The organism is Actinoplanes sp. NPDC024001 (genome assembly GCF_040638955.1).
GTDB lineage: Bacteria > Actinomycetota > Actinomycetes > Mycobacteriales > Micromonosporaceae > Actinoplanes.
In genome coordinates, this window is the sequence record NZ_JBEZZB010000029.1 from 25,100 (window position 1) to 48,334 (window position 23,235).

The 23,235-nt window shown below is 71.5% G+C and carries 21 protein-coding genes; 14 read left to right on the plus strand and 7 right to left on the minus strand.

The features are described from left to right. Positions 1-2 precede the first annotated feature (2 nt). The 3 genes from AB0F81_RS14050 (at position 3) to AB0F81_RS14060 (ending at position 3,086) form a co-directional block, all read left to right on the plus strand. Positions 3-338, plus strand: coding sequence for a PadR family transcriptional regulator (locus AB0F81_RS14050; RefSeq protein ID WP_360196245.1), 336 nt, complete (start codon positions 3-5; stop codon positions 336-338). Further along, positions 331-1,371, plus strand: a complete 1,041-nt coding sequence (locus AB0F81_RS14055; RefSeq protein WP_360196150.1) for a hypothetical protein — start codon at positions 331-333, stop codon at positions 1,369-1,371. Before AB0F81_RS14050 ends, AB0F81_RS14055 begins: the two co-directional genes overlap by 8 nt. 71 nt (positions 1,372-1,442) lie before the next feature. Then, complete coding sequence (locus AB0F81_RS14060; protein WP_360196153.1) at positions 1,443-3,086, plus strand: endonuclease/exonuclease/phosphatase family protein; 1,644 nt, start codon at positions 1,443-1,445, stop codon at positions 3,084-3,086. Positions 3,087-3,105: 19 nt separating this feature from the next. Here the strand turns inward: AB0F81_RS14060 and AB0F81_RS14065 are convergent, their stop codons facing one another. After that, the gene (locus tag AB0F81_RS14065; protein ID WP_360196156.1) at positions 3,106-4,101 is read right to left on the minus strand and encodes a LacI family DNA-binding transcriptional regulator; all 996 of its coding nucleotides are present in this window, start codon (positions 4,099-4,101) and stop codon (positions 3,106-3,108) included. Between the two features lie 105 nt (positions 4,102-4,206). Between AB0F81_RS14065 and AB0F81_RS14070 the strand changes: the two genes are divergently transcribed. From AB0F81_RS14070 to AB0F81_RS14080, 3 genes are all read left to right on the plus strand, one after another. Then, the gene (locus tag AB0F81_RS14070; protein WP_360196158.1) at positions 4,207-4,392 is read left to right on the plus strand and encodes a hypothetical protein; all 186 of its coding nucleotides are present in this window, start codon (positions 4,207-4,209) and stop codon (positions 4,390-4,392) included. Between the two features lie 85 nt (positions 4,393-4,477). Next, positions 4,478-6,199, plus strand: a complete 1,722-nt coding sequence (locus AB0F81_RS14075; protein ID WP_360196161.1) for an exo-alpha-sialidase — start codon at positions 4,478-4,480, stop codon at positions 6,197-6,199. Between the two features lie 236 nt (positions 6,200-6,435). After that, positions 6,436-9,594 carry a S8 family serine peptidase gene (locus AB0F81_RS14080; protein WP_360196248.1) on the plus strand — a complete coding sequence of 1,053 codons (3,159 nt, stop codon included), beginning with the start codon at positions 6,436-6,438 and terminating at the stop codon, positions 9,592-9,594. A 45-nt stretch (positions 9,595-9,639) separates the two neighbouring features. Here AB0F81_RS14080 and AB0F81_RS14085 read toward each other — a convergent pair whose 3' ends face one another. From AB0F81_RS14085 to AB0F81_RS14105, 5 genes are all read right to left on the minus strand, one after another. Then, positions 9,640-10,041 (minus strand): Fur family transcriptional regulator, encoded by a 402-nt coding sequence (locus AB0F81_RS14085; protein WP_360196164.1) that lies wholly within the window; start codon positions 10,039-10,041, stop codon positions 9,640-9,642. 89 nt (positions 10,042-10,130) lie between these two features. Continuing rightward, positions 10,131-10,892 (minus strand): class I SAM-dependent methyltransferase, encoded by a 762-nt coding sequence (locus AB0F81_RS14090; RefSeq protein WP_360196167.1) that lies wholly within the window; start codon positions 10,890-10,892, stop codon positions 10,131-10,133. Between the two features lie 34 nt (positions 10,893-10,926). Continuing rightward, positions 10,927-12,132, minus strand: coding sequence for an aminotransferase class V-fold PLP-dependent enzyme (locus AB0F81_RS14095; protein WP_360196169.1), 1,206 nt, complete (start codon positions 12,130-12,132; stop codon positions 10,927-10,929). A 2-nt stretch (positions 12,133-12,134) separates the two neighbouring features. Further along, positions 12,135-13,454 (minus strand): pyridoxal-phosphate dependent enzyme, encoded by a 1,320-nt coding sequence (locus AB0F81_RS14100; protein WP_360196172.1) that lies wholly within the window; start codon positions 13,452-13,454, stop codon positions 12,135-12,137. Next, positions 13,451-14,899, minus strand: a complete 1,449-nt coding sequence (locus tag AB0F81_RS14105) for a Y4yA family PLP-dependent enzyme (protein WP_360196174.1) — start codon at positions 14,897-14,899, stop codon at positions 13,451-13,453. Before AB0F81_RS14105 ends, AB0F81_RS14100 begins: the two co-directional genes overlap by 4 nt. Before the next feature lie 230 nt (positions 14,900-15,129). Here AB0F81_RS14105 and AB0F81_RS14110 point away from each other — a divergent pair, with 230 nt between their 5' ends. From AB0F81_RS14110 to AB0F81_RS14135, 6 genes are all read left to right on the plus strand, one after another. Beyond that, positions 15,130-15,378, plus strand: coding sequence for a hypothetical protein (locus tag AB0F81_RS14110; RefSeq protein ID WP_360196177.1), 249 nt, complete (start codon positions 15,130-15,132; stop codon positions 15,376-15,378). Positions 15,379-15,400: 22 nt separating this feature from the next. Continuing rightward, positions 15,401-17,140: a fumarate reductase (quinol) flavoprotein subunit gene (frdA, locus tag AB0F81_RS14115; RefSeq protein ID WP_360196179.1), complete on the plus strand. Its 1,740-nt coding sequence runs from the start codon at positions 15,401-15,403 to the stop codon at positions 17,138-17,140. Position 17,141: 1 nt separating this feature from the next. Then, on the plus strand, positions 17,142-17,885 hold the full coding sequence (locus AB0F81_RS14120; RefSeq protein ID WP_360196182.1) for a succinate dehydrogenase/fumarate reductase iron-sulfur subunit: 744 nt from the start codon (positions 17,142-17,144) through the stop codon (positions 17,883-17,885). Next, positions 17,882-18,280: a hypothetical protein gene (locus tag AB0F81_RS14125; protein WP_360196185.1), complete on the plus strand. Its 399-nt coding sequence runs from the start codon at positions 17,882-17,884 to the stop codon at positions 18,278-18,280. The genes AB0F81_RS14120 and AB0F81_RS14125 overlap by 4 nt, the downstream gene beginning before the upstream one ends. After that, entirely contained in the window at positions 18,277-18,642 is a 366-nt protein-coding gene (frdD, locus tag AB0F81_RS14130; protein ID WP_360196188.1) for a fumarate reductase subunit FrdD, read from the plus strand. Before AB0F81_RS14125 ends, frdD begins: the two co-directional genes overlap by 4 nt. A gap of 65 nt (positions 18,643-18,707) precedes the next feature. Then, on the plus strand, positions 18,708-19,664 hold the full coding sequence (locus AB0F81_RS14135) for a DUF3500 domain-containing protein (protein ID WP_360196191.1): 957 nt from the start codon (positions 18,708-18,710) through the stop codon (positions 19,662-19,664). 39 nt (positions 19,665-19,703) lie between these two features. On the opposite strand, the gene AB0F81_RS14140 is transcribed toward AB0F81_RS14135, so the two are convergent. Then, complete coding sequence (locus AB0F81_RS14140) at positions 19,704-20,465, minus strand: DUF899 family protein (protein ID WP_360196194.1); 762 nt, start codon at positions 20,463-20,465, stop codon at positions 19,704-19,706. 268 nt (positions 20,466-20,733) lie between these two features. Between AB0F81_RS14140 and AB0F81_RS14145 the strand changes: the two genes are divergently transcribed. After that, complete coding sequence (locus tag AB0F81_RS14145; RefSeq protein WP_360196197.1) at positions 20,734-21,771, plus strand: arabinan endo-1,5-alpha-L-arabinosidase; 1,038 nt, start codon at positions 20,734-20,736, stop codon at positions 21,769-21,771. A 12-nt stretch (positions 21,772-21,783) separates the two neighbouring features. Then, entirely contained in the window at positions 21,784-23,235 is a 1,452-nt protein-coding gene (locus AB0F81_RS14150; protein ID WP_360196200.1) for a family 43 glycosylhydrolase, read from the plus strand.

Consider the following 23,235-nt stretch of genomic DNA (forward strand, 5'->3'; position numbering starts at 1 on the left):
CGATGCAGGAACCGACGTTCTTCATCCTGACCGCGCTGGTGCGAACACCCCTGCACGGCTACGGGATCATCAAGGCCGTCGAGGAGTTGTCCGGCGGGCGGGTGATGCTCAAGGCCGGGACGCTGTATGCGGCGCTCGACCGGCTCGCCGCGGACGGCCTCATCGTCGTCGACCGGGAAGAGGCGGTGAGTGGGCGGCTGCGCCGCTACTACGTGCTGTCCGACGAGGGCCGGGCGGTGCTCGAGACCGCGGTGGAGCGTCTCCAGTCGAACGCGCAGGTGGCCGCCACCCGGCTGCGTGAGGCGTTCGGCTTCATCGGGGGAGTTCAGCATGTCTGAGCTGGAGCGTTCCTACCGCCGCCTGCTCCTCGCCTACCCCGCCTTCTACCGGCGCGAACGCGGGCTGGAGATGCTCACCACGCTGCTCGACGCAGCCGAGCCCGGGCAGGTCCGGCCGTCGTACGGGGAAGCTGCCCACCTGCTGGTGATGGGCCTGCGGTTCCGCTTCGTGCCGCCCACCTGGATCGGCAAGGTGGCCGCCGGCCTGGTGACGATCTGGGCCGCCGTGGTGCTCAGTGGCGCCGGCGCCCTCGCCGTCTGGGCGGTCGACGACCCTCAGACGCCCGAGCTTGCCACGCTGAGCGACAGCCTGGCCGGCCGGCAGCCCACGTTCGCCTACGACGACGAGGCCGCCAGCCTGCTCGACATGGGTTACGCCCATCAGACCGCCGGCAACTTCCAGTCGTACGCCGAGGAGGGCTGGGAGGGCGTGCTGCCCGCGCCGATGGGACGGCATCGCATCTATGAGCGGGTTCCCGCCGCGCCGGCCGTCCTGGCCGAGGCCCGCGAGCGCCTGACGGGCGCCGGCTGGCAGACCGGCCCGCTGAGCCGGGGCGGCATCAACAGCCAGGCCGGTCCGGACGGCCCGAACGGGGTGCTCTGGGCCCACCGCGACGGGATGCTGCTGCGGGTGTCCGCGTACGACGACCAGACCGGCCTCACCGTCAGCGCGTACCCGGTCGAGCCGGCCGGTGTGCTCGCCGCCGCGCTCGCGGCCTTCGCCGTCGGTGGCATCGCGGTGTGGCAGGCGATGACCTGGCTGGCCCACCGGGCCGCCCGGACCCCGCCGCCGACCCGGCGGCTGGTCCTGCTGCTGGGCCTGCCCGCGCTGATCGCCTGCGGCGTCAACACCCTGGACAACGTGCTCAGCATGGTTCCGAACCCGCACACCGCCGGCGTGCTGCTCGCCGCCGACTTCATGTACCCGCTCGGCAACCAGATCGCCAACCCGCTGGCCGCCGGGGTCATCGCGTCCTCGCTGATCGCCTGCGGCTATCTGGTCAACCGGGCGGGCCGGCTCGCCGTCGCCTGAACCGGCCACTCCGGACGATCTCGGAACATCGTCGTCCGTGTATGGTGCGGACCCCGATCCGAAGGAGTCGAATGAGACGGCTGACCACCCTGCTGGGAAGTCTCCTGCTGCTGCTGGGCATCGCGGTCGCGGCGCCGCCCGCGTACGCCGATGCCCCGGCGCCCGGCACCGCGCCGCCGCTGCGCTTCGTCACCTACAACATCTGCGGGCACGTGTGTGTCGTCAACGGCACCGGCCCCGACGACGCCCACCGGACGGCCACGGTCGTCGCGGAGGCCGCCAACAGCGGCTGGCGGGCGGATTACATCTTCCTGCAGGAGGTCTGCAAGTACCAGTTCGACGACATCAAGGCGAAGCTGCCGGCCGGCTTCACCGGCCTGTTCGCCGAGCTGATCGCGGCGGGTGAGAGCCGGGGCGGCAAGAAGGTCTGCAAGGGCTCCGCGTTCGGTGAGGCGGTCTTCGTACGCGGCACCCCGGTCTCCAGCACCGTTCTGACGCTGACCGCGGGTGGCGAGTCCGAGCAGATCAAGAGCCCCTGCATCCAGAGCTGGGTGCAGAACCGGCGCACCTGGGCCTGCTCCGTGCACCTGTACTGGAACGAGCGCGTCTACAACGAGGCGAACGGGCGGACCCTGGCCGCGCAGACCAGGGCGTGGGAGGACGCCGGCATCCCGGTGGTGCTCGGCGGCGACTTCAACGGCCAGCCCGGGACGACCACCACGCTGCCCTTCTACACCCCGGGCACACAGCAGGGTGCCGGCACCATGACCGAGGTCGACGAGTCCGATTCGGACTACTGCCCCACCGGTCCGTGCCGCGCCGGTGAGCCGACCTTCCACGACGGCCGCAAGCTCGACTACCTCTTCGCCACGTCCCGCTTCGTCCGGGAGGTCGTCGGCGACTCGCTCCCGCAGGACGCGACGGTCTCCGACCACCGGCTGCTGCGCGGCGCCGCAGCCTGGGCGGACTGCGGTCCGGTGGGCCCCGGCGCGGCCGGCATGTTCCGCGTCGACTCGGCCGGCATGCTCTTCCACTACACGGGCCGCTCCGGTGGCGCCCTGGGCCCGGCGTGCAAACGCGGATACGGCTGGGGCTATCTGCGCCACATCGCCCGCCAGGACACCACCCTGGTGGCGATCGACCCGGACGGCGTCCTCTGGCGCTACCCCGCCGACCCGGTCAACGGCCGCTACTCCGGCGGCACCCGGGTGCGGGCCGGCACCGGGTTCGGGTCGGCGAACGCGCTGCTGACGCCCGGCGACGTCGACAGCGACGGCCTGCCCGACCTCGTCGTGCGGGACACGCAGGGTGTGCTGCGGCGCTACCCGGGCACCGCCGACGGCGGCTACGGCGCGCCGGTCACGGTGGCGGCGGCGGGCACCGCCTGGAGCACGTACGACCTGCTGCTCGCCCCGGGTGACTTCGCCCGTGACGCCGCGAACGCCCCCGATCTGCTCGGGCGCACGGCGGACGGTGGCCTGTGGCTGCACCGCGGCGACGGCCGGGGCGGATACGGCCCGGCGACGAAGATCGGCACGAACTGGCAGGTCTATTCGGCCATGGCGGCGACCGGCGACGTGGACGGCGACGGCAACCAGGACTTCCTCGGGCGCGACGCCGCCGGGGCGCTCTGGTTCTATCGCGGCAACGGTACGGGCGGCTACGCCACCCGTACCCAGATCGGCAGCGCGCCCACCGGCGAACCGCTCTTCTGAAAGGCCCGGTGCGGGCCGGTCAGGTGGTCCCTCGGACCAGCAGCCCGGCCCGCACCAGCGCCAGGGGCGGGGTCTCCCCCGCCAGCAGCCGCTGCACCTGCGCGACAGCCAGTTCGCCCATCTGGCGTTTGTCGATGGCGACCGTGGTCAGCGGCGGTTCGAGCAGCTCGCCGAGGCTGAGCCCGTCGAAGCCGACCAGCGCGAGATCCTCCGGGACGGACAGACCGGCGCGGCGGGCGGCGCGGTGCACGCCCGTCGCGACCATGTCGTTGAAGGCGAAGACGGCGGTGACCTCGGGATGTGCCCGCCGCAGCTCGGCGAGGCCGGCCTCCCCGCCCGCCATGGACTGCTCGACGTCGATGATCGCGACGCCGAGGTCGCCGGCCGCGGCGGCGAAGGACTCCCGGCGCGCCGGATCCGAGGCGGCCGGGCAGTCGATCATCGCGACCCGGCGGTGCCCGCGCGACACCAGGTGCTCGACGGCAGCCCGCACGCCGGTCCGCACGTCGATGTCGACACCGCCGAAGGCCGGATCGCGCGGTCGCCGGCTCATCACGACCAGCGGGGTGCCCTCGACCGCGGTCGCGATCACGTCCTCGGGCTGGAACAGGTAGCCGATCAAGGCGTCCACCTGGCCGGCGAGTGAGCGCAGCAGGTCGGGTTCGCGGGCGGTGTCGTACTGCGTCGTACTGATCAGGGTCTTCCAGCCGCGCTGCTCGGCCGCGTCGATGACTCCGGCGATCAGCTCGGGGAAGAACGGGTTCACCACGTCACCCACGATCAGGCCGACGGTGGTGGTGTCCGGCCGGACCAGACCGCGGGCGAACCTGGAGGGCCGGTAGCGCAACTGCCGGGCCGCGTCGAGCACCCGGCGGCGGGTCTCGGGGTCGATCTCGCCCTTGTCGTTGATGGCCCGGGACACGGTCTGGTGGGAGACGCCCGCCAGACGCGCCACGTCGCGCAGCGTCACCCGCTTGGCGGCGTTCGCAGCGGTGTCCTGAGGTTCGGTTTCCACGATCTCCGCATCGTAATCCGTTTACCGGTTGCCCTTCCCCCGGCACATGCCCGAGACTGCCGTTAACGGTCACGTGACCGTTAACGGCAGACAGAGGAGGACATCATGGACATGTTGGCAGTGGTGCTGGCCATCCGACTGGCCCGGCGCGACATGGAGTCAGCGCTGCCCCACGCCGAGGTCGTCCCGCCGAGCGACCGCTGGCCGCGCCTGCGCGCGGCGGCCCGCCGCTTGCGTCCGCACCCGGGCCGGCCCGGCGATCGAGGAGGGTCGCATCGATCGCTCTCTTGACGGCTCGAAGCGCGCCACTCTACGGTCGGTGGTTGTCAGACGTCTGACGTCATTCCCCCGCGAAAGGACCCTCGTGCTTCGCGCCATGACCGTGTTGGCGGCCGTTCTCGGCCTCGCCGCGATCTCCCCGGCTACGCCCGCTCAAGCCGCCGCGCCCGCCGGCGTGACGGCGACCGCCGGCGCCGACTGCACCACCGGCCGGCTCACCCTGCTGCTCGACAACCGCAGCACCAGCACCCAGACCTTCACCGTCAGCTGGGCCGGGCGCACCGGCTCACCGTGGACCCGGACCGTCGCCGCCGGCAGCAGCGCCCAGCTGTACTGGACACTGGCCGCCGGCACCGCCTACAGCCTGCGCACCACCACCGCGACGGGGCTGGACGACACCGCCGCCGGCATCTTCCACTGCGGCACCGGCATGTCGGCACTGACCGGTTACGACTGCACGGCCGGGCGGCTGCAGCTGACCCTGGAGAACCGCACCACGACGGCCCGCGCCTTCACCGTGACCTGGCCGGGCCGCACCAACTCGCCGTGGACCACGACGGTGGCGGCGGGCGGCAACCACCTGCACCACTGGACGGTCCCGGCCGGTACGCCGTACTCGCTGCGGATCACCGCTCCCGGCTTCGACACCACCCAGCGCGGCACCGCCGGATGCGGCCTGGCCACCGGAACCCCGCAGCTGAACACCACGACGCTGCTGACCACGCAGACCGTCATCCGCGGCCTCAACGGCCCGAACGGCCGCTACGACGGCACGGTGGCCTCGGTGCGCATCCCCGGCATGGCGGTCACCAACAACGGCACCGTCATCGCGGTCGCGGACGCCCGGGTCGACGGCTCCTACGACCTGGGCGGCGGCACCAACAACATCCAGATCGCCATGCTGCGCAGCACCGACGGGGGCCGCACCTTCGAGTCACCGCGCGTCATCCACGCCCCGGCCACCACCCGGGAGGGCGCGGGCGACCCGAGCCTGCTGGTGGACCGGGTCACCGGCACCGTCTACTGCTTCTTCACCTACTCCAACCGGCCCGGCATCAGCTTCTGGTCCGGGTCCTCGGGCAGCAACTCCGCCACCGACCCGAACAGCCTGCGCCTGCAATACATCAGCAGCCGTGACCACGGCGCCACCTGGAGCGCCCCGGTGGAGCTGAACCCGGCCGTCAAGGACCCGGCCTGGCAGCAGGTGTTCTTCTCCTCCGGGCACGGCATCCAGACCAGCACCGGCCGCCTGATCCAGCCGATCGCCTACCGCGACGCGGCGGGCACCAGCCACGCCGCCGACATCTACAGCGACGACCACGGCGTGACCTGGCGGCGCGGCGGGTCGGCCGGCGCGAACATCAACGAGAGCAAGGCCGTCGAGCGGGGCACCGGTGCCGTCGTGCAGAACATGCGGCACAACTCCGTCCGCAGCCGGTACTACGCCACGTCCACCGACGGCGCGGCCACGTTCGGAGCGGCCACGGCCAGCGCCGCGCTGCCCGATCCACTGTGCAACGCCGACGAGATCTCCTACCTGCGCCCGGCCGACGTCGGGGCGAACGGGGCGCCGTCCCGCAGCCGTACGGCGCTGTTCAGCAACAACGCGAACCCGAACGGGCGCAGCGACCTCACCGTCCGGCTGTCCACCGACGACGGGGCGAGCTGGCCGGCCCGGGCGCTGATCAAACCGGGCGGTGCCGGTTACTCGACCATGGCGGTGCTCGGCAACGGGCAGATCGGCAACCTTTACGAGGTCGGCAACACCGGCGGCATCTATTTCAGCCGCTTCAGCCTCGACTGGGTCAAGGGCGCCTGACGCCCGGATGGCCCAATCGGGCCATCTACATATATAACAGCAAGGTATCGAAAGCATCGACTGTAGTGACTGCATCATCACGGTCCGGAGAAGATCCGCACAATGCGCCCGCCACCCTTGCGGGCGCCGTTCCCGCGGAGGACCCCACCGTGAAGCACCGACTCACCTGGAGACGGCGGTCTTTGGCCGCCGTCTCCGTCCTGGGCCTCGCCGTTCTCGGCGCCGCCACCCCGGCGGTGGCCGAGCCGGCGGCGCCGAGCCCGGTCGCCGAGCCAGGCGATACGCCCAAGGACACCCCGTCCGAGACGCTCGGCGCGCACGACGCCGACCTGCTGGCCGAGGCCCGGCAGGGCGGCAAGCGCAACGTCACCGTCATCATCGCGACCGATTCCGGTCAGGCGGATGACGTGGCTGACGACGTCGAGCGGCTCGGCGGCACGGTCGCCCGCCGATTCGACAAGGTCGGGTACGTTCTGGCGCAGGTGCCGACCACCAATGTGGAGCGCACCGCCGCCCTGCCCGGTGTCGCCGCGATCGACCTGGACGAGACGATCAAGCTGCCCGACCCGGCGGCCGACCGCGGCACGCGTGCCGCGGCCCGGCAGGCGGCGACGCTGCCCGGGCCGGACCCGAGCACGCCGGCGGCGAACCCGTACATGCCGACCTCCGAGATCGGCTCGGTGGAGTTCAAGCGCAAGCACCCCACCTGGGACGGGCGCGGCGTCACGATCGGCATCATGGACTCCGGTGTGGACCTGGAGAACCCGGCGCTGAAGACGACCTCGACCGGCGAGCGCAAGATCGTCGACTGGGTGACCGCCACCGACCCGCTGCTGGAGAACGACCGGACCTGGCGCCCGATGCTCAGCGCGCCGCCGGCCACCTACCAGGTGCCGGCCGGAACGTACCTGTTCAACACGTTCTCCGAGTCGATCACCGCGGCCAGCGACCCGGCCGGTGACGTGAACCGCGACGGCGACACCACCGACGTCTTCGGCATCCTGTACGACCCGGCCAGCCACGACATCCGGGTCGACACCAACCAGAACCGCAACTTCACCGACGACGCCGTGATGCGGCCGTACAAGGAGAAGTTCGACGTCGGCCACTTCGGCACCGACAACCCGGAGACGCCGATCGCCGAGCGCATGCCGTTCGTGGTCGAGTTCCGCGAGGACGTCGACCTGACGCCGGCCGGCCTCGACCAGGTCGCCGACTTCGTCAACATCGGCATCTCGGAGAGCACGCACGGCTCGCACGTCGCCGGCATCACCGCCGCGAACGACATGCTCGGCAACGCCGCGTTCGACGGCCAGGCGCCGGGCGCCAAGCTGGTCTCCGCGCGCGCCTGCTCGTGGGGCGGTGGCTGCACCGCGGCCGCGCTGACCACCGGCATGGTCGACCTGGTGGTCAACCGGGGCGTCGACGTGATCAACATGTCGATCGGTGGCCTGCCCGCGCTCAACGACGGCAGCAACGCGCGGGCGCAGCTCTACAACCGCCTGATCAACGACTACGGCGTGCAGATGTTCATCTCGGCCGGCAACTCCGGCCCGGGTGTGAACACCATCGGTGACCCGTCGGTCGCCTCCGACGTGGTCAGCGTCGCCGCCAGCGTCAGCAAGGACACCTGGCTGGCGAACTACGGCTCGGTGGTGCGCACGCCGATGTCGCTGTTCCCGTTCTCCTCGCGGGGCCCGCGTGAGGACGGCGGCTTCAAGCCGAACATCTCCGCCCCCGGCTCGGCGATCTCCACGGTGAACACCTGGATCAAGGAGCCCGACCTGGCCGAGGCGGGCTACACCCTGCCGATCGGCCTGGCCATGTTCAACGGCACGTCGATGGCCTCGCCGCAGGCCGCCGGCGCGGCGGCGCTGCTGCTGTCGGCCGCGTTCGCCACCGACCGGGGTGTCACCCCGGCGCAGCTGCGCCGGGCGCTGTACACCTCGGCCGACCGGATCCCCGGCGTCCCCGTCACCGGGCAGGGCAACGGCCTGATGGACGTCAACGGCGCGTGGGACCTGCTGTCGAAGAACGTGCAGACCCGCAACTACACCGCGTCGGCGCCGGTCTGCACGCCGTTCTCCGAGCTGTTCGCCACGCCGAACCGGGGCACCGGCATCTACAACCGGTGCGCGGCGGGTGAGGGCGGCCAGCGCGCCGGCACCAGCAAGGTCTACAACGTCAAGATCACGCGTACGTCCGGGCCGGACCGCAACGTCACGCACCGGCTGACCTGGACCGGTGACAGCTCCTTCCGCTCCGCGGGCAGCGTCTCGCTGCCGCTGAACAAGGCCGTCACCATCCCGGTCACCGTCGCCGCGAAGACCGGTCTCAACAGCGCGATGCTGCGGGTCGACGACCCGGCGACCAGCACGGTCGACTTCGAGGTGATGAACACCGTGATCACCTCGACGGTGCCGGCGAAGCCGTCGTTCGCGTCGACGTTCGAGGGCACCGTGGACCGCAACTCGACCACGTCGTTCTTCGTGACCGTGCCGGAGGGCGCGGCGGCGCTGCAGGTCAACCTGTCCGGCATCGCGACGGGCTCGCAGACCCGCTTCATCGCGATCAACCCGTGGGGTGTCCCGGCCGACCCGACCTCGACCCCGCTCTGCTACACCAACTTCTCGGACCCGTCGGACACCTCGGCGTGCAAGCCGTCGGAGCGGTCCTACGAGAACCCGATCCCCGGTGTGTGGGAGCTCGAGGTGGAGTCGCGGCGGACCTCGCCGGTGCTGAACAACCCGTTCCAGGTGACCGCCCGCGTCCAGGGCGTGGCCGTGGAGCCGGCGACGGTGGAGCTGCCGAGCGTCACCGCGGGTCAGCCGACCCCGGTGAGCTGGACGGTCACCAACAAGTTCGGCCCGGTCACGGTGATCCCGAAGGGCGGCGCGCTGGGCAGCGCGGCCAGCAAGCGGCCCACCATCGCCAACGGCGCCTCGCAGCAGTACGAGGTCGCGGTCCCGGCCGGCGCGCAGCGGCTCGACGTGTCGATCGGCAACGTCAGCGACCCGGCCGCCGACCTGGACCTGACCGTGCAGCTCAACGGCGCGGTCGTCGGGCAGGACGCCGACGGCGACTCGGAGGAGTCGGTCTCCATCGTCAACCCGGCGGCCGGCACCTACACGGTCGTGGTCGACGGTTACGCCGTGCCGAGCGGCACCACGGAGTACGACTACCTGGACGTCTTCTTCAGCGGCTCGCTGGGCAACGTCGCGGTTCCGGCCACCCCGGTGGTCCTGAACGCCGGGCAGAGCACCACGGTGACCGGCTCGGTCACGGCGGCCGCCGCGCCGCAGGAGGGTCGTAACCTGTTCGGCCGGATGAGCCTGGTCACCGACCAGGGTGCGGTCGTCGGCAACGGCTCCGTGCTGATCGGCGCCGTTCAGTAGCAACGACGCAGAGGGCCCGCTCCGGTTTCCGATCGGGGCGGGCCCTCAGCGTGCGGCGCAGTCCCGGCAGGTGCCGAAGATCTCGATGGTGTGGCTGACGTCGGTGAAACCGTTGTCGGTGGCGACCTGGTCGGCCCACCGCTCGACCGCCGGGCCGGCCACCTCGACGGTCTTGCCGCAGTCGCGGCAGACCAGGTGGTGATGATGGGTCCGGCTGCACAGCCGGAACAGCTGCTCGCCGCCGGGCAGCCGGGTGGCGTCGGCGTCGCCGGCGTCGACCAGCAGCTGCAACGTGCGGTACACCGTGGTCAGGCCCACCTTGGCGCCGCGCTCGCGCAGCATCATGTGCAGCTGCTGAGCGCTGCGCGCCCCGTCCATCTCCTGCAGCAGTGCCATGACCTCGCCTCGCTGGCGGGTGCTGCGGGTCGCGGGCGGTGTTGGCTTCACGGGTGCGGCTCCGTCACGGGTTGGGCGGCGCGGGCGCCGCGGCGGTCCCGGCAATTATGCATGGGTGAGCATGTGCTCACTGCGTGCCGTCACGCCACGGCGGCCAGCGCGGCGTGCGCGCCCCATCGCCACACGACGCCGGCCTCGGCGAATCCGGCCTCGCGGGCCGCGTCGCGGTGCCAGCTCACACTCGGGGTGAACTCGGCGGGGATCCGGTCGCCGAAGACCGTCTGCCGTTCCCGCATCAGGGCCCGCAGCGCGCCGTCGGCGCGCAGGTCGTCCCACCAGCGCGTCCAGGCCAGGCCGGCGGCGGCCTCGTCCGCGGCCGGGTGCAGCCGGCCCGTCACGCCGTCCAGGCCGGGCTCCGGCATCAGGTCGGCGACCAGCAGCAGGCCGCCGGGGCGCAGCAGCCGGCGGGCGGCCCGGTAGAGGGCGAGCGCCCGGTCGGCGGCGAGGTAGTGGATGGTCATCACCGCGGTCAGCAGGTCGTAGGGCCCGCCGGCGGCGACCACGTCCGGCCAGCCGCTCTGCAGGTCGGCGCGATGCACGCTGATCCGGCCGCCGGCGCCGGTGGCGGCGAGGGCGAGCAGCACCGGGTCGAGGTCGACCATGCCGACGCCGGCGTTCGGCCACCGGGCGGCCATCCGCTCGGCGAAGACGCCGGGACCGCCGCCGAGGTCGAGCACCCGGGCGGGCGCGCCGCCGCAGACGGCCTCGGCCACGGCCAGCAGCGCGGCCTCGCAGCTCTGCGCGCCGGGCAGGAAGCCGGCCATCACCTCGTCCCAGGAGCCGCGCCAGCGGTCGACGATCACCCGGTCGAGGGCCGGCACAGCAGAAGATCGGGACGCCACGGACCACACTGTAACGGAATTCGTTTTCAGCAACTCAGGCTTCGGCGTCGAGTCGCTCCAGCAACTCCAGCAGGCGGTCGATCTCCTCCACCGTGTTGTACACGTGCACGCTGACCCGTACCGAAGCGGTCTCCTCGCCCTGCTCCGCCTGGCAGTGCCCGTCGGCGCGAACCATGAAGCCCTCCGCGGCCAGGATGAACCCGAGATCGTTCGACCCGATCCGGCGGTGCCGGAAGGTGACGATGCCGTGCCGCTGCTGCACCACCGAGTCGGCGGCCAGGCTGCGCTGACAGCCGAGCACCTCATATGCCGGGAGCCGCCGCAGCCCGTCGGTGAGCCGGGCGCCGAGCGCGACGGTCCACCGCTCGATCCGGTCCACGCCGGCCCTTTCCAGCCAGTCCAGCGCCGCGGTCAGGCTGACGATCCCGGCGGTGTTCGGCGTACCGCTCCAGCCGGCCGGCTCGAACCGCGGGCCGCGCCGGTTGCGCGCCCAGACCGCGCCGGTGCCGGGCAGCGCCATCGCCTTGTGCCCGGAGAAGACCACGAAGTCGACGTCGAGCTCGGCCACCGACAGGGGCAGGTGCCCGACCCCCTGCGCGGCGTCGAGGCAGATCACCACGTCCGGGCCGGCCACCGCCCGGATCCGGGACACGTTCATGTCCCCGCCGTAGACGTGGTGCACGTGGGTGGTGGCGATGAACCGGGTCCGCTCGGTGATCATCGCGGCCAGCCGGGCGTTGTCGTAGTCGTGTGCCGGGTCGTACGGCATCGACCGGATATGCACCCGCACACCCCGGCCGGCGAGCAACCGCACCGCCTCCTGCCACGGTTCGGTGTTCGCGGCGTGGTCGGCGAACGGCACGATGATCTCGTCGCCGTCGCGCAGCACCCCGGCCAGCCAATCCCGGGCGATCGCGCGCAGCCCCTCGGTCGTCCCGCTGACGAAGTGCACGCCCGAGCGGTCCGGCTCCGGATCGCCGAGGAAGGCGCGCAGCCGGTCCCGGGCGTGCTCGATGAGCGCGGTCGTCCGGTTGGCCCACGGGTAGGTGCCGCGCCCGGCGTTCGCGTTGCCGGTGGTCAGGTAGGTCTGCACGGCGTCCAGCACGGCCTGCGGTTTCTGTGCGGTCGCCGCGCTGTCCAGGTAGGCCAGGCCCGGGTTCGCCGCGATGATCGGGAACTCGTCGCGCAGCGGCGCCTGCCAGACCCGCAACTCGTCGGGGAGCACGGACAGCACCGTCATGATCAGTCCCTCACCAGCGGAGCTCCGGCGTCACGCCAGGCGATGACGCCGCCATCCAGCGAGCGGGCGTCCTGGTGGCCCATCCGGGTGAGCAGGGCGGCGTAGCGGGCCGACTTCTCCCCCACCGGGCAGACCAGCAGGACCGGGCGCTGCCGGCCGAACGGCAGGCCGCCGTGCAGCATCTCGCCGAACAGGTCGTCGACGATGTTGATCGACCGGTCGATGTGCAGCGCCCGGTAGGCGAACGGGCTGCGCAGGTCCACGACCAGGGGATCCTCCTTGTCGATCCACTCCTGCGCGTCGTCGACGCCGATGGTGCGGGCCGCCGCGAGGTCGTCGCCGGTGAGGGTGCGCAGCGAGTGGGCGCGGGCCGGCTGGGCGAACAGCTCGGGCCGGCGCTCCTTCAGATAGCTCAGGTAGATCTCGACGCGGTCGCAGACGATGAACACCGCGGTGCGGCGTTCGGTCAGCTCGGCGTCGATCCTGCGCAGGTAGCGGACGGCACCCTGGTACGCGCCTCCGCCGGTGGGGCCGGCGAGGGTTCCGCACCGGCGTACCAGAGTGAGCAGGCCGTCGATCGCCTCGTCCGAGCTGACCGCTTCGATGGCGTCGTAGACGCCGGGGTCGAAGAGCCCGACCTCGTGCACCTCGTCGATGTTGCGGATGCCCGGGATGAGGTCGGACTTCTCGGCGACCAGACCGACCACCGTCACGCCCGGGTCGTGGCGGCGCAGTACCCGGGCCACCCCGGTGGACGAGCCGGCGGTGCCGACGCACGCGATGAAGTAGTCGGGGGCCCGGCCGTCCAGGTCGGCGATGATCTCCGGGCCGGTGCCGGTCGCGTGCGCCTCGACGTTGAGGTCGTTGAAGTACTGGTCGGTGTGCAGGTAGCCGCCGCCGGCCGCGGACACCGTGTGGTACATCCGGGTGAGCGGGTCGTCGGTGTCGGTCGGGTCCAGGCACTCCGACTGCCCCGGCAGCTCGTCGATCTGCGCGCCGAGCAGGAGCAGCAGGTCCTTGACCTCGGGCACCTTCATCCGGTTGGTGACGCTGCGGAACGGCAGGCCGTACATCCCGGCGATCACGGCGAGCGCCTTGGCGGTGTTGCCGCTGGAGAGCTCGACCACCGTCTCGTCGCGCTCGGCGGCTCCGGCGATCCGGTCGCGGACCATGTTCCAGGCGGCCCGGTCCTTGACCGAGCCGAACGGGTTGAACAGCTCCATCTTGGCGTACAGGTCGATGTTGCGAAGGCCGTGCACAGCCGCGTCGATGCGCACCAGTGGCGTGTTGCCGATGACGTCGGTGACGTTGTCGTACCTCACTGGGTCTCCTCCCGGTCCTCGACGGGCCAGAACTGCTCGTCCAGGCACCACCGCCAGCCGCCGTGCCGCCGGTGGGCGGCCACGGTGCGGGCGCTGGGTTGCATCAGCGCCTGTCCCGCGCTGAAGTCCATGAGATAGCCGCCGGTGTTGACGAAGACCAGCAGGTCGCCGGGGCTCGGCCGGTGCGGCAGGAAGACCTTGCGCCGGGTGAGCAGGTCGGCCTCCAGGCAGAGATTCCCGGTCAGGAAGACCCCGATCGGTACGGCCTCGGCGGGCCGCCCCCGGCTGAGCAGCACCGGGTCCATCAGTACGCCGTGCTGCTCCAGCGCGACGTCGCCGCCGTTGCCCGCGAGCCGGACCAGGGTCTCGCCGTAGCCGTCGTCGCGGACCTCGGCCACCCGCATCACGACGGCGCCGCACTGGTCGAGCAGTGCCCGGCCCGGTTCGACGTGCAGGTCGTAGAGGCTGTCCAGCAGGAGGGTGCCCAACGGTCGCCGGTGCGCCGTGGACGCGGTGGTGAGCAACCGGTCCAGATAGGCCGGTCCGGCGGTCGGCCGGTAGCCCGGGTAGGCGCTGAGCGTGCCGCGGATCTTGCCGCCCTCGTTGCGCAGGCCGTACCCATGGTTGTTCCAGGTCATCGGCGGCCGCTTGCCGAGCACGGCGCCGGTCAGCTCGGTGGTCCAGGCGTCCCACTGCCGCTCGTCGGCCAGATAGCTGACGCCGAAGCCGCCGCCGACGTCCACCGCGCGCGGCCGCAGCCCCTGCGCGCCGGCCTCGTCCATCGCCTGCAGGCAGCTCTCCAGCGCGGCGGCCTTCTCCGGCAGGCCGACCGTGTCGAGGTGGTAGGCCACGCCGGCGAAGTCCAGCTCGTCGCGGTGCTTGGCGAGGGTCTCCCAGAGCATGCCGAGGTTGCCGGCCGGGATGCCGAAGCGGCTGGTGCGGGTCATCACGTTCGCCCCGGCCGCGACGAAGCCGGAGAGCCGGGCCAGCACGGTGACCCGGGGCAGCCGGTGGGCGGCGATGATGCCGGCGAGCTCGGTCAGCTCGGCCACCGAGTCGACGTTGACGGTCACCCCGGTCCGAGCCGCCAGCCACAGGAACTCGCGGCTCTTGGGACCGGTCGCCATGATCCGCGACGGGCCGAAACCCGACGCGAGAGCGTGCTGCAGCTCACCGAGTGAGGCCACGTCGATGCCCGCGTCCACGGCGGCGAGGGCCCGGACCAGGGCGTGCGACCGGTTCGCCTTGTGCGCGAAGAAGATGCCCCCGCTCAGGTGGTGCGTCCGGTAGACCTCGCGGAACCGCTGCACGTTGCGCACCAGCTGGTCGGGCAGCACCACGTTCACCGGTGAGCCGAGCGCGTCGACGAGCTGGTGGAGCCAGGCGTGGTCCTCCACAAGGGACCGCAGATCACCGTCGACGCGCGGCTGCAGGTAAGGCGTCATCACACTCTCCGAGTCGCCGAGAATGCGGAACCTCCTCCGAGACGTGTCGTGCTCGGTGCCGACCTCGCCGGCCCACCCCAACGTAATCCATGGACGGGCCTCGACCAAGAGGATCATGACCCGAACGTGGTCGCGCGGCTACGCTATGCAAGGTTGTGCATGCGATCAGGTCTGCGCGCGTCTTCTGTTCATGTTCGCGTGGTGGGAGTCTGGACTGACCGAGTCCCTCGATGGAGGTCGACATAGTCGGTTCCCGGTCCTCGTTCGAGCCCGAGCAGGCCCCGTGCGGCAAGTTCGTCGGGGGTGACTGCTACCGCGACAGCGACGGCGAGGGCCTCGTCGTCTACGACCTCTCCTACTCCTGCGGCTGCCGGCGCACCCGGCACGAATACCACGACGGCACGGTCACCACCCAGGCGATCCGGCACGGCCGCCGGCACCGGGTGCTCTCCGACGAGCACTCCGAACACCCCGTCTGACGCCGCAGCGGGAGGAGAGCCGATGAGCCTGTCTCACGACGTCGTCATCGTCGGTGCGGGCGGAGCCGGGCTGCGTGCTGCCATCGCCGTGGCGGAGAGCGCGCCCGGCCTCGACATCGCGCTCGTGTCCAAGGTCTACCCGATGCGCAGCCACACCGTCTCGGCCGAGGGCGGCGCCGCCGGTGCGATCAGCGTCGAGGACAGTCTCGACGAGCACGCCTACGACACGATCTCCGGCGGCGACTGGCTCTGCGACCAGGACGCGGTGGAGACCTTCGTCGCCGAGGCCCCGCGCGAACTGCTGCGCCTGGAGCACTGGGGCTGCCCGTGGAGCCGCGAACCGGACGGGCACGTCGCGGTGCGCGCCTTCGGCGGCATGAAGAAGAAGCGCACCTGGTTCGCCGCCGACAAGACCGGCTTCCACCTGCTGCACACGCTCTTCCAGACCTCCCTGAAACACCCCACCATCACCAGGTACGACGAGTGGTACGCCAGCCGCCTGCTCGTCGACGACGGCCGGGTCTGCGGGGTGGTCGCGCTGGAGCTGATGTCCGGCCTGATCGAGACCATCACCGGCCGGGCCGTGGTGATCGCCACCGGCGGCGGCGGGCGGGTCTTTCCCTTCACCACGAACGCCGCCATCAAGACCGGCGACGGGATGGCCCTGGCCTACCGGGCCGGCGCGCCGCTCAAGGACATGGAGTTCGTCCAGTACCACCCGACCGGACTGCCGTTCACCGGCATCCTGATCACCGAGGCCGCCCGTGCCGAGGGCGGCTGGCTGCTCAACAAGGACGGCTACCGCTACCTGCAGGACTACGACCTCGGCAGACCCGAGCCCGGCCCGGTGCTGCGCAGCATGGAGCTGGGCCCGCGGGACCGGCTGTCGCAGGCGTTCGTGCACGAGATGGAGCGGGGCCGCACGATCAGCTCACCGTACGGGCCGGTGGTGCACCTGGACCTGCGCCACCTCGGCGAGCGCACGATCGACGCGAAACTGCCGATGGTGCGCGAGCTGTGCCGCGGCTACGAGCGCATCGACCCGGTCCACGAGCTGGTCCCGGTGCGGCCGGTCGTGCACTACATGATGGGCGGCATCCACACCGATCCGGAGGGCGCGACCGGCCTGGACGGCCTGTTCGCCGCCGGTGAGACCGCCTGCGTGAGCATCAACGGCGCGAACCGGCTCGGCTCCAACTCGCTGCCGGAATGCCTGGTGTTCGGCGCCCGCGCCGGGCGCGCCGCCGCGGAGTACGCCGTGGACGCCCCGCCCCCGCCGCCGATCGTGGAGTTGCAGGGCGACGACGAACGCCGCCGCCTCGACGAGGACCTGCTGCGCCGCATCGACGGCCCGGACCGGATCTCCGGCATCCGCACCCGGATGCAGGCGATCCTGGAGGACGCGGCCGGGATCTACCGGGACGGCGACAGCCTCACCAAGGCGGCCGACGAGCTGCGGGAACTCAAGGAACGCGCGGTCACCGCGGCGGTCGACGACACCAGTCACCGTTTCAACACCGAACGGGTGGCCGGCCTGGAACTCGCCGGGATGCTGGAGCTGGCCGAGTGCATCGTGCACAGCGCGCTGCGCCGGGAGGAGTCGCGGGGCGCGCACCAGCGCACGGACTTTCCCGAACGTGACGACCGCCGGTTCCTCGCCCATTCGCTGGCGCACCGCGAGGCCGACGGGTCGCCGCGGGTGTCGTACCTGCCGGTGACCATCACCCGCTGGCCGCCCGGCAAACGGGTCTACGGGAGGTGACATGGAGCAGATCACGCTGCGGGTGGCCCGGTACCGGCCGGACGACGAGGAGACCGAACCGGCGCTCGTCGACTACGACGTGCCGCTGCGCCCCGATTGGGCGGTCCTGGACGGGCTGAACTACATCAAGGACGAGCTGGACGGCACGCTGTCGTACCGGTGGTCGTGCCGGATGGGCATCTGCGGCAGCTGCGGCATGATGGTCGACGGCGAGCCGAAGCTGAGCTGCGCGACCTTCCTGTCCGACCTGGCGCCGGGCCCGGTCCGGATCGAACCGCTCGCCAACTTCCCGGTGATCCGCGACCTGGTCGTCGACCTGACCGACTTCATGCACAAGCTGGGCAGCGTCAAGCCGTGGCTGATCCGCGAGGTCGAGAAGCCGGTCGAGGACGGCGAGTACCTGCAGACGCCGGCCCAGCTCGACGAGTTCAAGCAGTTCAGCATGTGTATCAACTGCATGCTCTGCTACGCGGCCTGCCCGGTCTACGGACTGGACGGCTCGTTCGTCGGCCCGGCGGCGATCGCGCTGGCGCACCGTTACGACCTCGACTCGCGCGACGAGGGCGACCGGGAACGGCTCACCATCCTGGCCCAGCCGGACGGCGTCTGGGACTGCACGTTCGTCGGCGAGTGCTCCACGGCCTGCCCCAAGGGCGTCGACCCGGCCGGCGCGATCCAGCAGGCGAAACTGGCCGCCGCCCAGGAAGCGGTGAAGAACCTGCTCCTGCCCTGGCGGTCGCGATGATCTCCCCGCTGGAGGCGAGGTACTACCGCCGTCGGATGCCCCTGCTCTGGTGGGCGCACCGGCGCTCGTACGCGATCTTCCTGGTGCGCGAGCTCTCCAGCGCGTTCGTAGCGCTGTTCGTCGTGGAACTGCTCCTTCTGGTACGGGCGGTGGCGCGCGGCCCGGCCGCGTACGACAGCTTCCTCGACGCCCTGGCCCGCCCCGCCGTGATCGCGGTGAACCTGGTCGCGCTCGCCTTCGTGCTGTTGCACGCCGTCACCTTCGCCAACCTGACGCCGCGCGCCATGGTCGTGCGGCTGCGCGGCCGGCGGGTCCCGTCGCGCCTGATCCTGGCCGGCGTCTACCTCGGCTGGCTGGCCGTGACCGCGTTCCTCGCCTGGCTGGTGCTGTCATGACCGCGCCGCACCGGGTCACGCCGGAGCCGTTCGTCTGGCTGATGTTCAGCGCGGGCGGCGTGGTGGCCGCGCTGATCCTGCCGGTGCTGCTGGTGCTCTTCGGGGTGGCCGTCCCGCTGGGCTGGGTGGCGCCGCCCGACCACGACCACCTGTTCGCCGTGCTGCGCCACCCGCTGACCCGGCTCGCCCTGTTCGGGGTCTGCGCGCTCGCGCTGGTGCACGCCGCCCACCGGCTGCGTTTCACCGTCGAGCACGCCTTGCGCCTGCGCCGGTACGACCCGGCGATAGCCACCGTGTGCTACGGCGCCGCGGCCGCCGGCGCCGCGTCCGCCGCCTACCTGCTCCTCACCGCATTCCCCTGACCAGCCGAGAGCTCCGCCTCGCCGGAGGGGGAAGATCGGGGTAGCGACTCTTCGAGGGAGCGACGATGACGAAACCCGGAAGCGAGGCCGCCCGGTGTGCCCTGGCGCTGCTGGCGGCGCTGGACAGCCGGCAGCGGGAACTGGTGCGCGGCGACCTCGCCGATCCGGACCTGCGGCAGTGGACCTATCTGCCGGGCGACCGTCCCGGGCTGCCGATGGAGGACTTCAGCGCGGCCCAGCACGGCCTGGCCGTGGAGCTGCTGCGGTCCGCGCACTCGCCGGACGGCGGCGATCTCGCGGTCGGCGCGATCGAGGTGGAGCGGGTGCGGCGGGAACTGGTGACCGGCTCGCCGCCGACCGGGGACCGGTACTGGCTGCGGCTGCTCGGCGATCCGGAGAGCGGCGAGCCGTGGGGCTGGCGGATCAACGGCCACCACCTGGCGGTGCACGTCATCGTCGCCTCGGGCGGGGTGACGTACACGCCGCACTTCATCGGCTCCGAGCCGGCCCTGATCCACCGCGGGCCGATGGCCGGGCGGCGCATCCTCGGACCCGAGGAGGACCTGGCACGTGAACTCGCGGAGAGCTTCGACGAGGACCAGCGGACCCTCGGTGTCAGCGCCGACGTCGCGCCCGACGACATCCTCACCCGTTACGACCCGGTCGCTGACCCGGCGCTGCTGCCCGAGGGCATCAGCCGTGGTCTGCTGCGGCCGGCACAGCAGAAGACTCTGGACCGGCTGGTGCGCCGCTACCTGGATCGTGCGCCCGCCCCGTACGCCGAAAGGTGCTGGCACGACGCCGAGGCCGCCGGCCTCGATCTGATCAGTTTCGCCTGGGCCGGGCCGACCGAGGTCGGTCTCGGCCACTACTACTGCGTGCGCGGCCCGGACTTCCTGATCGAGTACGACAACACCCAGGACGACGCGAACCACGCGCACTCGGTGTGGCGGCACCTGCGCGACGACTGGGGCACGGACCTGCTCCGCGCCCACTACGCGCGGGACCACGCGGGCCGGTGAGCGGCCGGTTGCCCGCGACGGGCAACCGGCCTCCGCTCATCAGTGGTGGGCGCCCGTGCGGCCGAGGGTCTCCTCCGGGGTCGCGCCGGGGCGGGTCCACTGCGGCACCGGGCGGCTGTCCGGGCCCCAGGTGGGGTTGCCGTCCGCGTCCGAGCGCCAGTACCAGCAGGCGTTGCCGCCCTTCGGCCAGCCCTCGGGCTTGTCCTCCCACGCCTCGCCGCGGCCGTACGGTGTCATGTCGAGCAGGCCGAAGGTCGGGTTGATCACCTCGTTGCCGCGGCCGGTCGTGGAGTAGGTGAGGAACGTGCGGTCACCGTCGCGCAGATAGCTGGTGAGGTGGCCCATGTCGTTGCCGACCGGCGCGTCCACGCCGCGCACCGAGTACCACGGCTGGGTGTAGCCCATGAACTCGACGAAGGCGGCGACCTCCGGCCACGCGCCGGTGGTCAGGATGGCGAACGAGACGCCGCGGGCGTTGAGGTAGACCGCGTCCCGCAGATGCCAGGCCGCGGTGGTGCAGCCCTCGCACTGGCCCTGGTGCGGGGCGCCGTCGTACCACATGTGCTTGTAGACGATGAGCTCGTCGCGGCCCTGGAACAGGTCGATGAACGGAACCGGGCCGTCCGGCCCGACGACCGGGAGGGTCCCGTCGAACTCGACCATCGGCAGCCGGCGGCGGGCGGCGGCGATGGCGTCGCCCTCGCGGGTGTGCGCCTTCTCCCGGATCAGCAGCTCGTCGCGGGCGGCCTGCCAGGTGGCCAGGTCCACGACGGGCGGGCGGTTCTGCGGTGCGGTGGTCATGGTTGTCCTCCGTAGGGTGTCGAGTCCACCAGCAGTGACTCGCCATCCGGCCGAAACTCATCGCTGCCGCATTGGCTGGTTGCGCTAACATCGTCGGTCGGCGATGAGAATGGCGCTTAAAACCCGTTACAGAAATCGTTTTCGACATCTTGACGCGTCGATTTGTTAACGAGAACATCGATGGGTCCCCAGATCCGTAACACGCCGGTCATCCCCCTGAGCCCGACCGGCGACGGATCACAGCAGTGCCACCCACGGAAGGATCGTCATGATCTCGTCCGCTTCCCCCACCCGATCGCGAACCCGGCTGGCCGTCCTGGCCGCCGGGTTCGCGCTCGTCGCGGCCACCGGCCTGGTGTCGGCGACCGGCACCTCGCAGGCCGCCGTCCCGCTCGTGGCGGCGACCCCCACCACCCCGCCGGCCGCCTACCCGAACCCGGGCGTGGTGACCGGTGACGTCGGCGTGCACGACCCGACGATCGTGCGCCGCCCCACCGGCGGCTATCTGCTGGCGCACACCGGCAACAACATCGCCCTGAAGACCTCCACCGACCGCACCGCGTTCCGCAACGCCGGCGCCGTCTTCCCCAACGGCGCGCCCTGGACCACCACGTACACCGCCGGCAGCCGCAACCTGTGGGCGCCGGACCTCACCTACCGCGACGGGCGCTACTGGCTGTACTACTCGGCCTCCACCTTCGGCTCGAACCGGTCGGCGATCTTCCTGGCCACCAGCACCACCGGCGCCTCCGGGAGCTGGACCAACCAGGGCCTGGTGATCGAGTCGCGCACCTCGGACAACTTCAACGCCATCGACCCGAACCTGTTCGTCGACTCCGACGGCCGGTGGTGGCTGAGCTTCGGCTCGTTCTGGTCCGGGATCAAGCTGATCCCGCTCGACCCGGCGACCGGCAAGCGCTCCGGCAGCACGATGCACAGCATCGCCGGGCGCGGCGGCGGCGCGATCGAGGCGCCGGTCATCGTCAAGCGCGGCTCCTACTACTACCTGTGGGTGTCCTTCGACCGGTGCTGCCAGGGCGCGTCGAGCACCTACCGGGTCATGGTGGGCCGCTCCACCAGCGTCACCGGACCGTACGTCGCCCGCAACGGCACCGCGATGAACTCCGGCGGCGGCACCCAGGTCCTCGCCGGGCACGGCAGCATCCACGGCCCCGGCCATCAGGCCGTGCTCGCCGACTCCGACGCCGACGCGCTCGTCTACCACTACTACGCCGACAACGGCGCCTCGCTGCTCGGCATCAATCTGATCGGGTACGACAGCGCCGGCTGGCCGTTCGTCTACTGAGGGGACTGAACCATGCGCTTCACCAAGATGGCGGCGGCCCTGCTCATGACCGTCGGCATACTCGCGGTGCCGGTCGCCGCCGAGGCCGCCACGGTCACGCCCGGCACCCCGTACGTGCTGGTCAACCGCAACAGCGGCAAGGCCCTGGACGTCTACAACCTGGCCACCGGCGACGGCGCCGCGATCAACCAGTACACCCGTAACGACGGCGCCTGGCAGCAGTGGAAGTTCCTCGACTCCGGCGGTGGGTGGTACCGGGTGCAGTCGGTGCACAGCGGCAAGGTCCTCGACCTGCCCACCACCGCCGACGGCATCCAGCTCGTGCAGAACACCGACCGCAATGACGCCCGGCAGCAGTTCCGCCTCGCCGACTCGGCCGGCGGCCTGGTCCGGCTGATCAACCGCAACAGCGGCAAGGCCGTGGAGGTCTGGGAGTGGTCGACCGCCGACGGCGCCCGGGTCTCGCAGTATCAGGACCTGGACGGCGCGAACCAGCAGTGGCAGCTGATCCCGCTGACCAGCGCGGCGGGCACCTTCACCAACCCGATCAAGCGGGGTGGCCCGGACCCGTGGCTGCAGGTTCACAACGGCTACTACTACCTGGCGACCACCACGTGGAACTCGACCATCACGATGCGCCGGTCGGCCACGCTGGCCGGGCTCGCCACCGCTCCCGACCAGGTGATCTTCAACCTGTCCGGGCGGCCGAACGGCTGCTGCAACATGTGGGCGCCGGAGTTCCATCTGATCAACGGCCGCTGGTACTTCTACTACACCGCCGGGCAGAACGTCTCCGACTACAACCCCACCCAGCGGCTGCACGTGCTGGAGTCGGCCGGCAGTGACCCGATGGGCCCGTACACGTTCAAGGCCGACCTGGGCAGCGAGTGGGCGCTCGACGCCAGCGTGCTCAAGGTCGGCAGCAACCTCTACCTGATGGGCACCTACAACGCCGGCGGCTCCTACGGGCAGAGCAACTTCATCCAGCGCCTGACCAACCCGTGGACGCTCACCGGCTCCCGGGTCCGGCTCAGCTCGCCGACCCTGTCCTGGGAACGGCAGACCCACCCGGTCAACGAGGGACCCGAGCCGCTGTACCGCAACGGCAAGGTCATGGTCGTCTACTCGGCGTCCGCCTGCTGGGGCCCCGACTACAAGCTGGGCCTGCTCACGCTGACCGGCACCGACCCGCTGAACCCGGCGCACTGGACCAAGAGCCCCAACCCGGTGTTCCAGCGCAACGACGCCAACGGGGTCTTCGCCCCCGGCCACAACGGGTTCTTCAAGAGCCCCGACGGCACCGAGGACTGGATCGTCTACCACGCCAACGACTCGGCCGGTGGCGGCTGCGACATGAACCGGTCCACCCGCGCCCAGAAGTTCACCTGGAACGCGGACGGCACCCCCAACTTCGGCACCCCGGTGCGCCTCGGCGTCACCCTGACCGCACCGTCCGGAGAGTGA

Bases quoted from the DNA above. Each gene is read 5' to 3' on its own strand.
- AB0F81_RS14110 (WP_360196177.1), top strand. From the start codon at position 15,130: ATGGAGGTCGACATAGTCGGTTCCCGGTCCTCGTTCGAGCCCGAGCAG.
- AB0F81_RS14105 (WP_360196174.1), bottom strand. From the start codon at position 14,899: ATGACGCCTTACCTGCAGCCGCGCGTCGACGGTGATCTGCGGTCCCTT.
- AB0F81_RS14150 (WP_360196200.1), top strand. From the start codon at position 21,784: ATGCGCTTCACCAAGATGGCGGCGGCCCTGCTCATGACCGTCGGCATA.
- AB0F81_RS14095 (WP_360196169.1), bottom strand. From the start codon at position 12,132: ATGACGGTGCTGTCCGTGCTCCCCGACGAGTTGCGGGTCTGGCAGGCG.
- AB0F81_RS14125 (WP_360196185.1), top strand. From the start codon at position 17,882: ATGATCTCCCCGCTGGAGGCGAGGTACTACCGCCGTCGGATGCCCCTG.
- AB0F81_RS14060 (WP_360196153.1), top strand. From the start codon at position 1,443: ATGAGACGGCTGACCACCCTGCTGGGAAGTCTCCTGCTGCTGCTGGGC.
- AB0F81_RS14145 (WP_360196197.1), top strand. From the start codon at position 20,734: ATGATCTCGTCCGCTTCCCCCACCCGATCGCGAACCCGGCTGGCCGTC.
- AB0F81_RS14135 (WP_360196191.1), top strand. From the start codon at position 18,708: ATGACGAAACCCGGAAGCGAGGCCGCCCGGTGTGCCCTGGCGCTGCTG.
- frdD (WP_360196188.1), top strand. From the start codon at position 18,277: ATGACCGCGCCGCACCGGGTCACGCCGGAGCCGTTCGTCTGGCTGATG.
- AB0F81_RS14140 (WP_360196194.1), bottom strand. From the start codon at position 20,465: ATGACCACCGCACCGCAGAACCGCCCGCCCGTCGTGGACCTGGCCACC.
- AB0F81_RS14055 (WP_360196150.1), top strand. From the start codon at position 331: ATGTCTGAGCTGGAGCGTTCCTACCGCCGCCTGCTCCTCGCCTACCCC.
- AB0F81_RS14120 (WP_360196182.1), top strand. From the start codon at position 17,142: ATGGAGCAGATCACGCTGCGGGTGGCCCGGTACCGGCCGGACGACGAG.
- AB0F81_RS14075 (WP_360196161.1), top strand. From the start codon at position 4,478: ATGACCGTGTTGGCGGCCGTTCTCGGCCTCGCCGCGATCTCCCCGGCT.
- AB0F81_RS14050 (WP_360196245.1), top strand. From the start codon at position 3: ATGCAGGAACCGACGTTCTTCATCCTGACCGCGCTGGTGCGAACACCC.
- AB0F81_RS14070 (WP_360196158.1), top strand. From the start codon at position 4,207: ATGGACATGTTGGCAGTGGTGCTGGCCATCCGACTGGCCCGGCGCGAC.
- frdA (WP_360196179.1), top strand. From the start codon at position 15,401: ATGAGCCTGTCTCACGACGTCGTCATCGTCGGTGCGGGCGGAGCCGGG.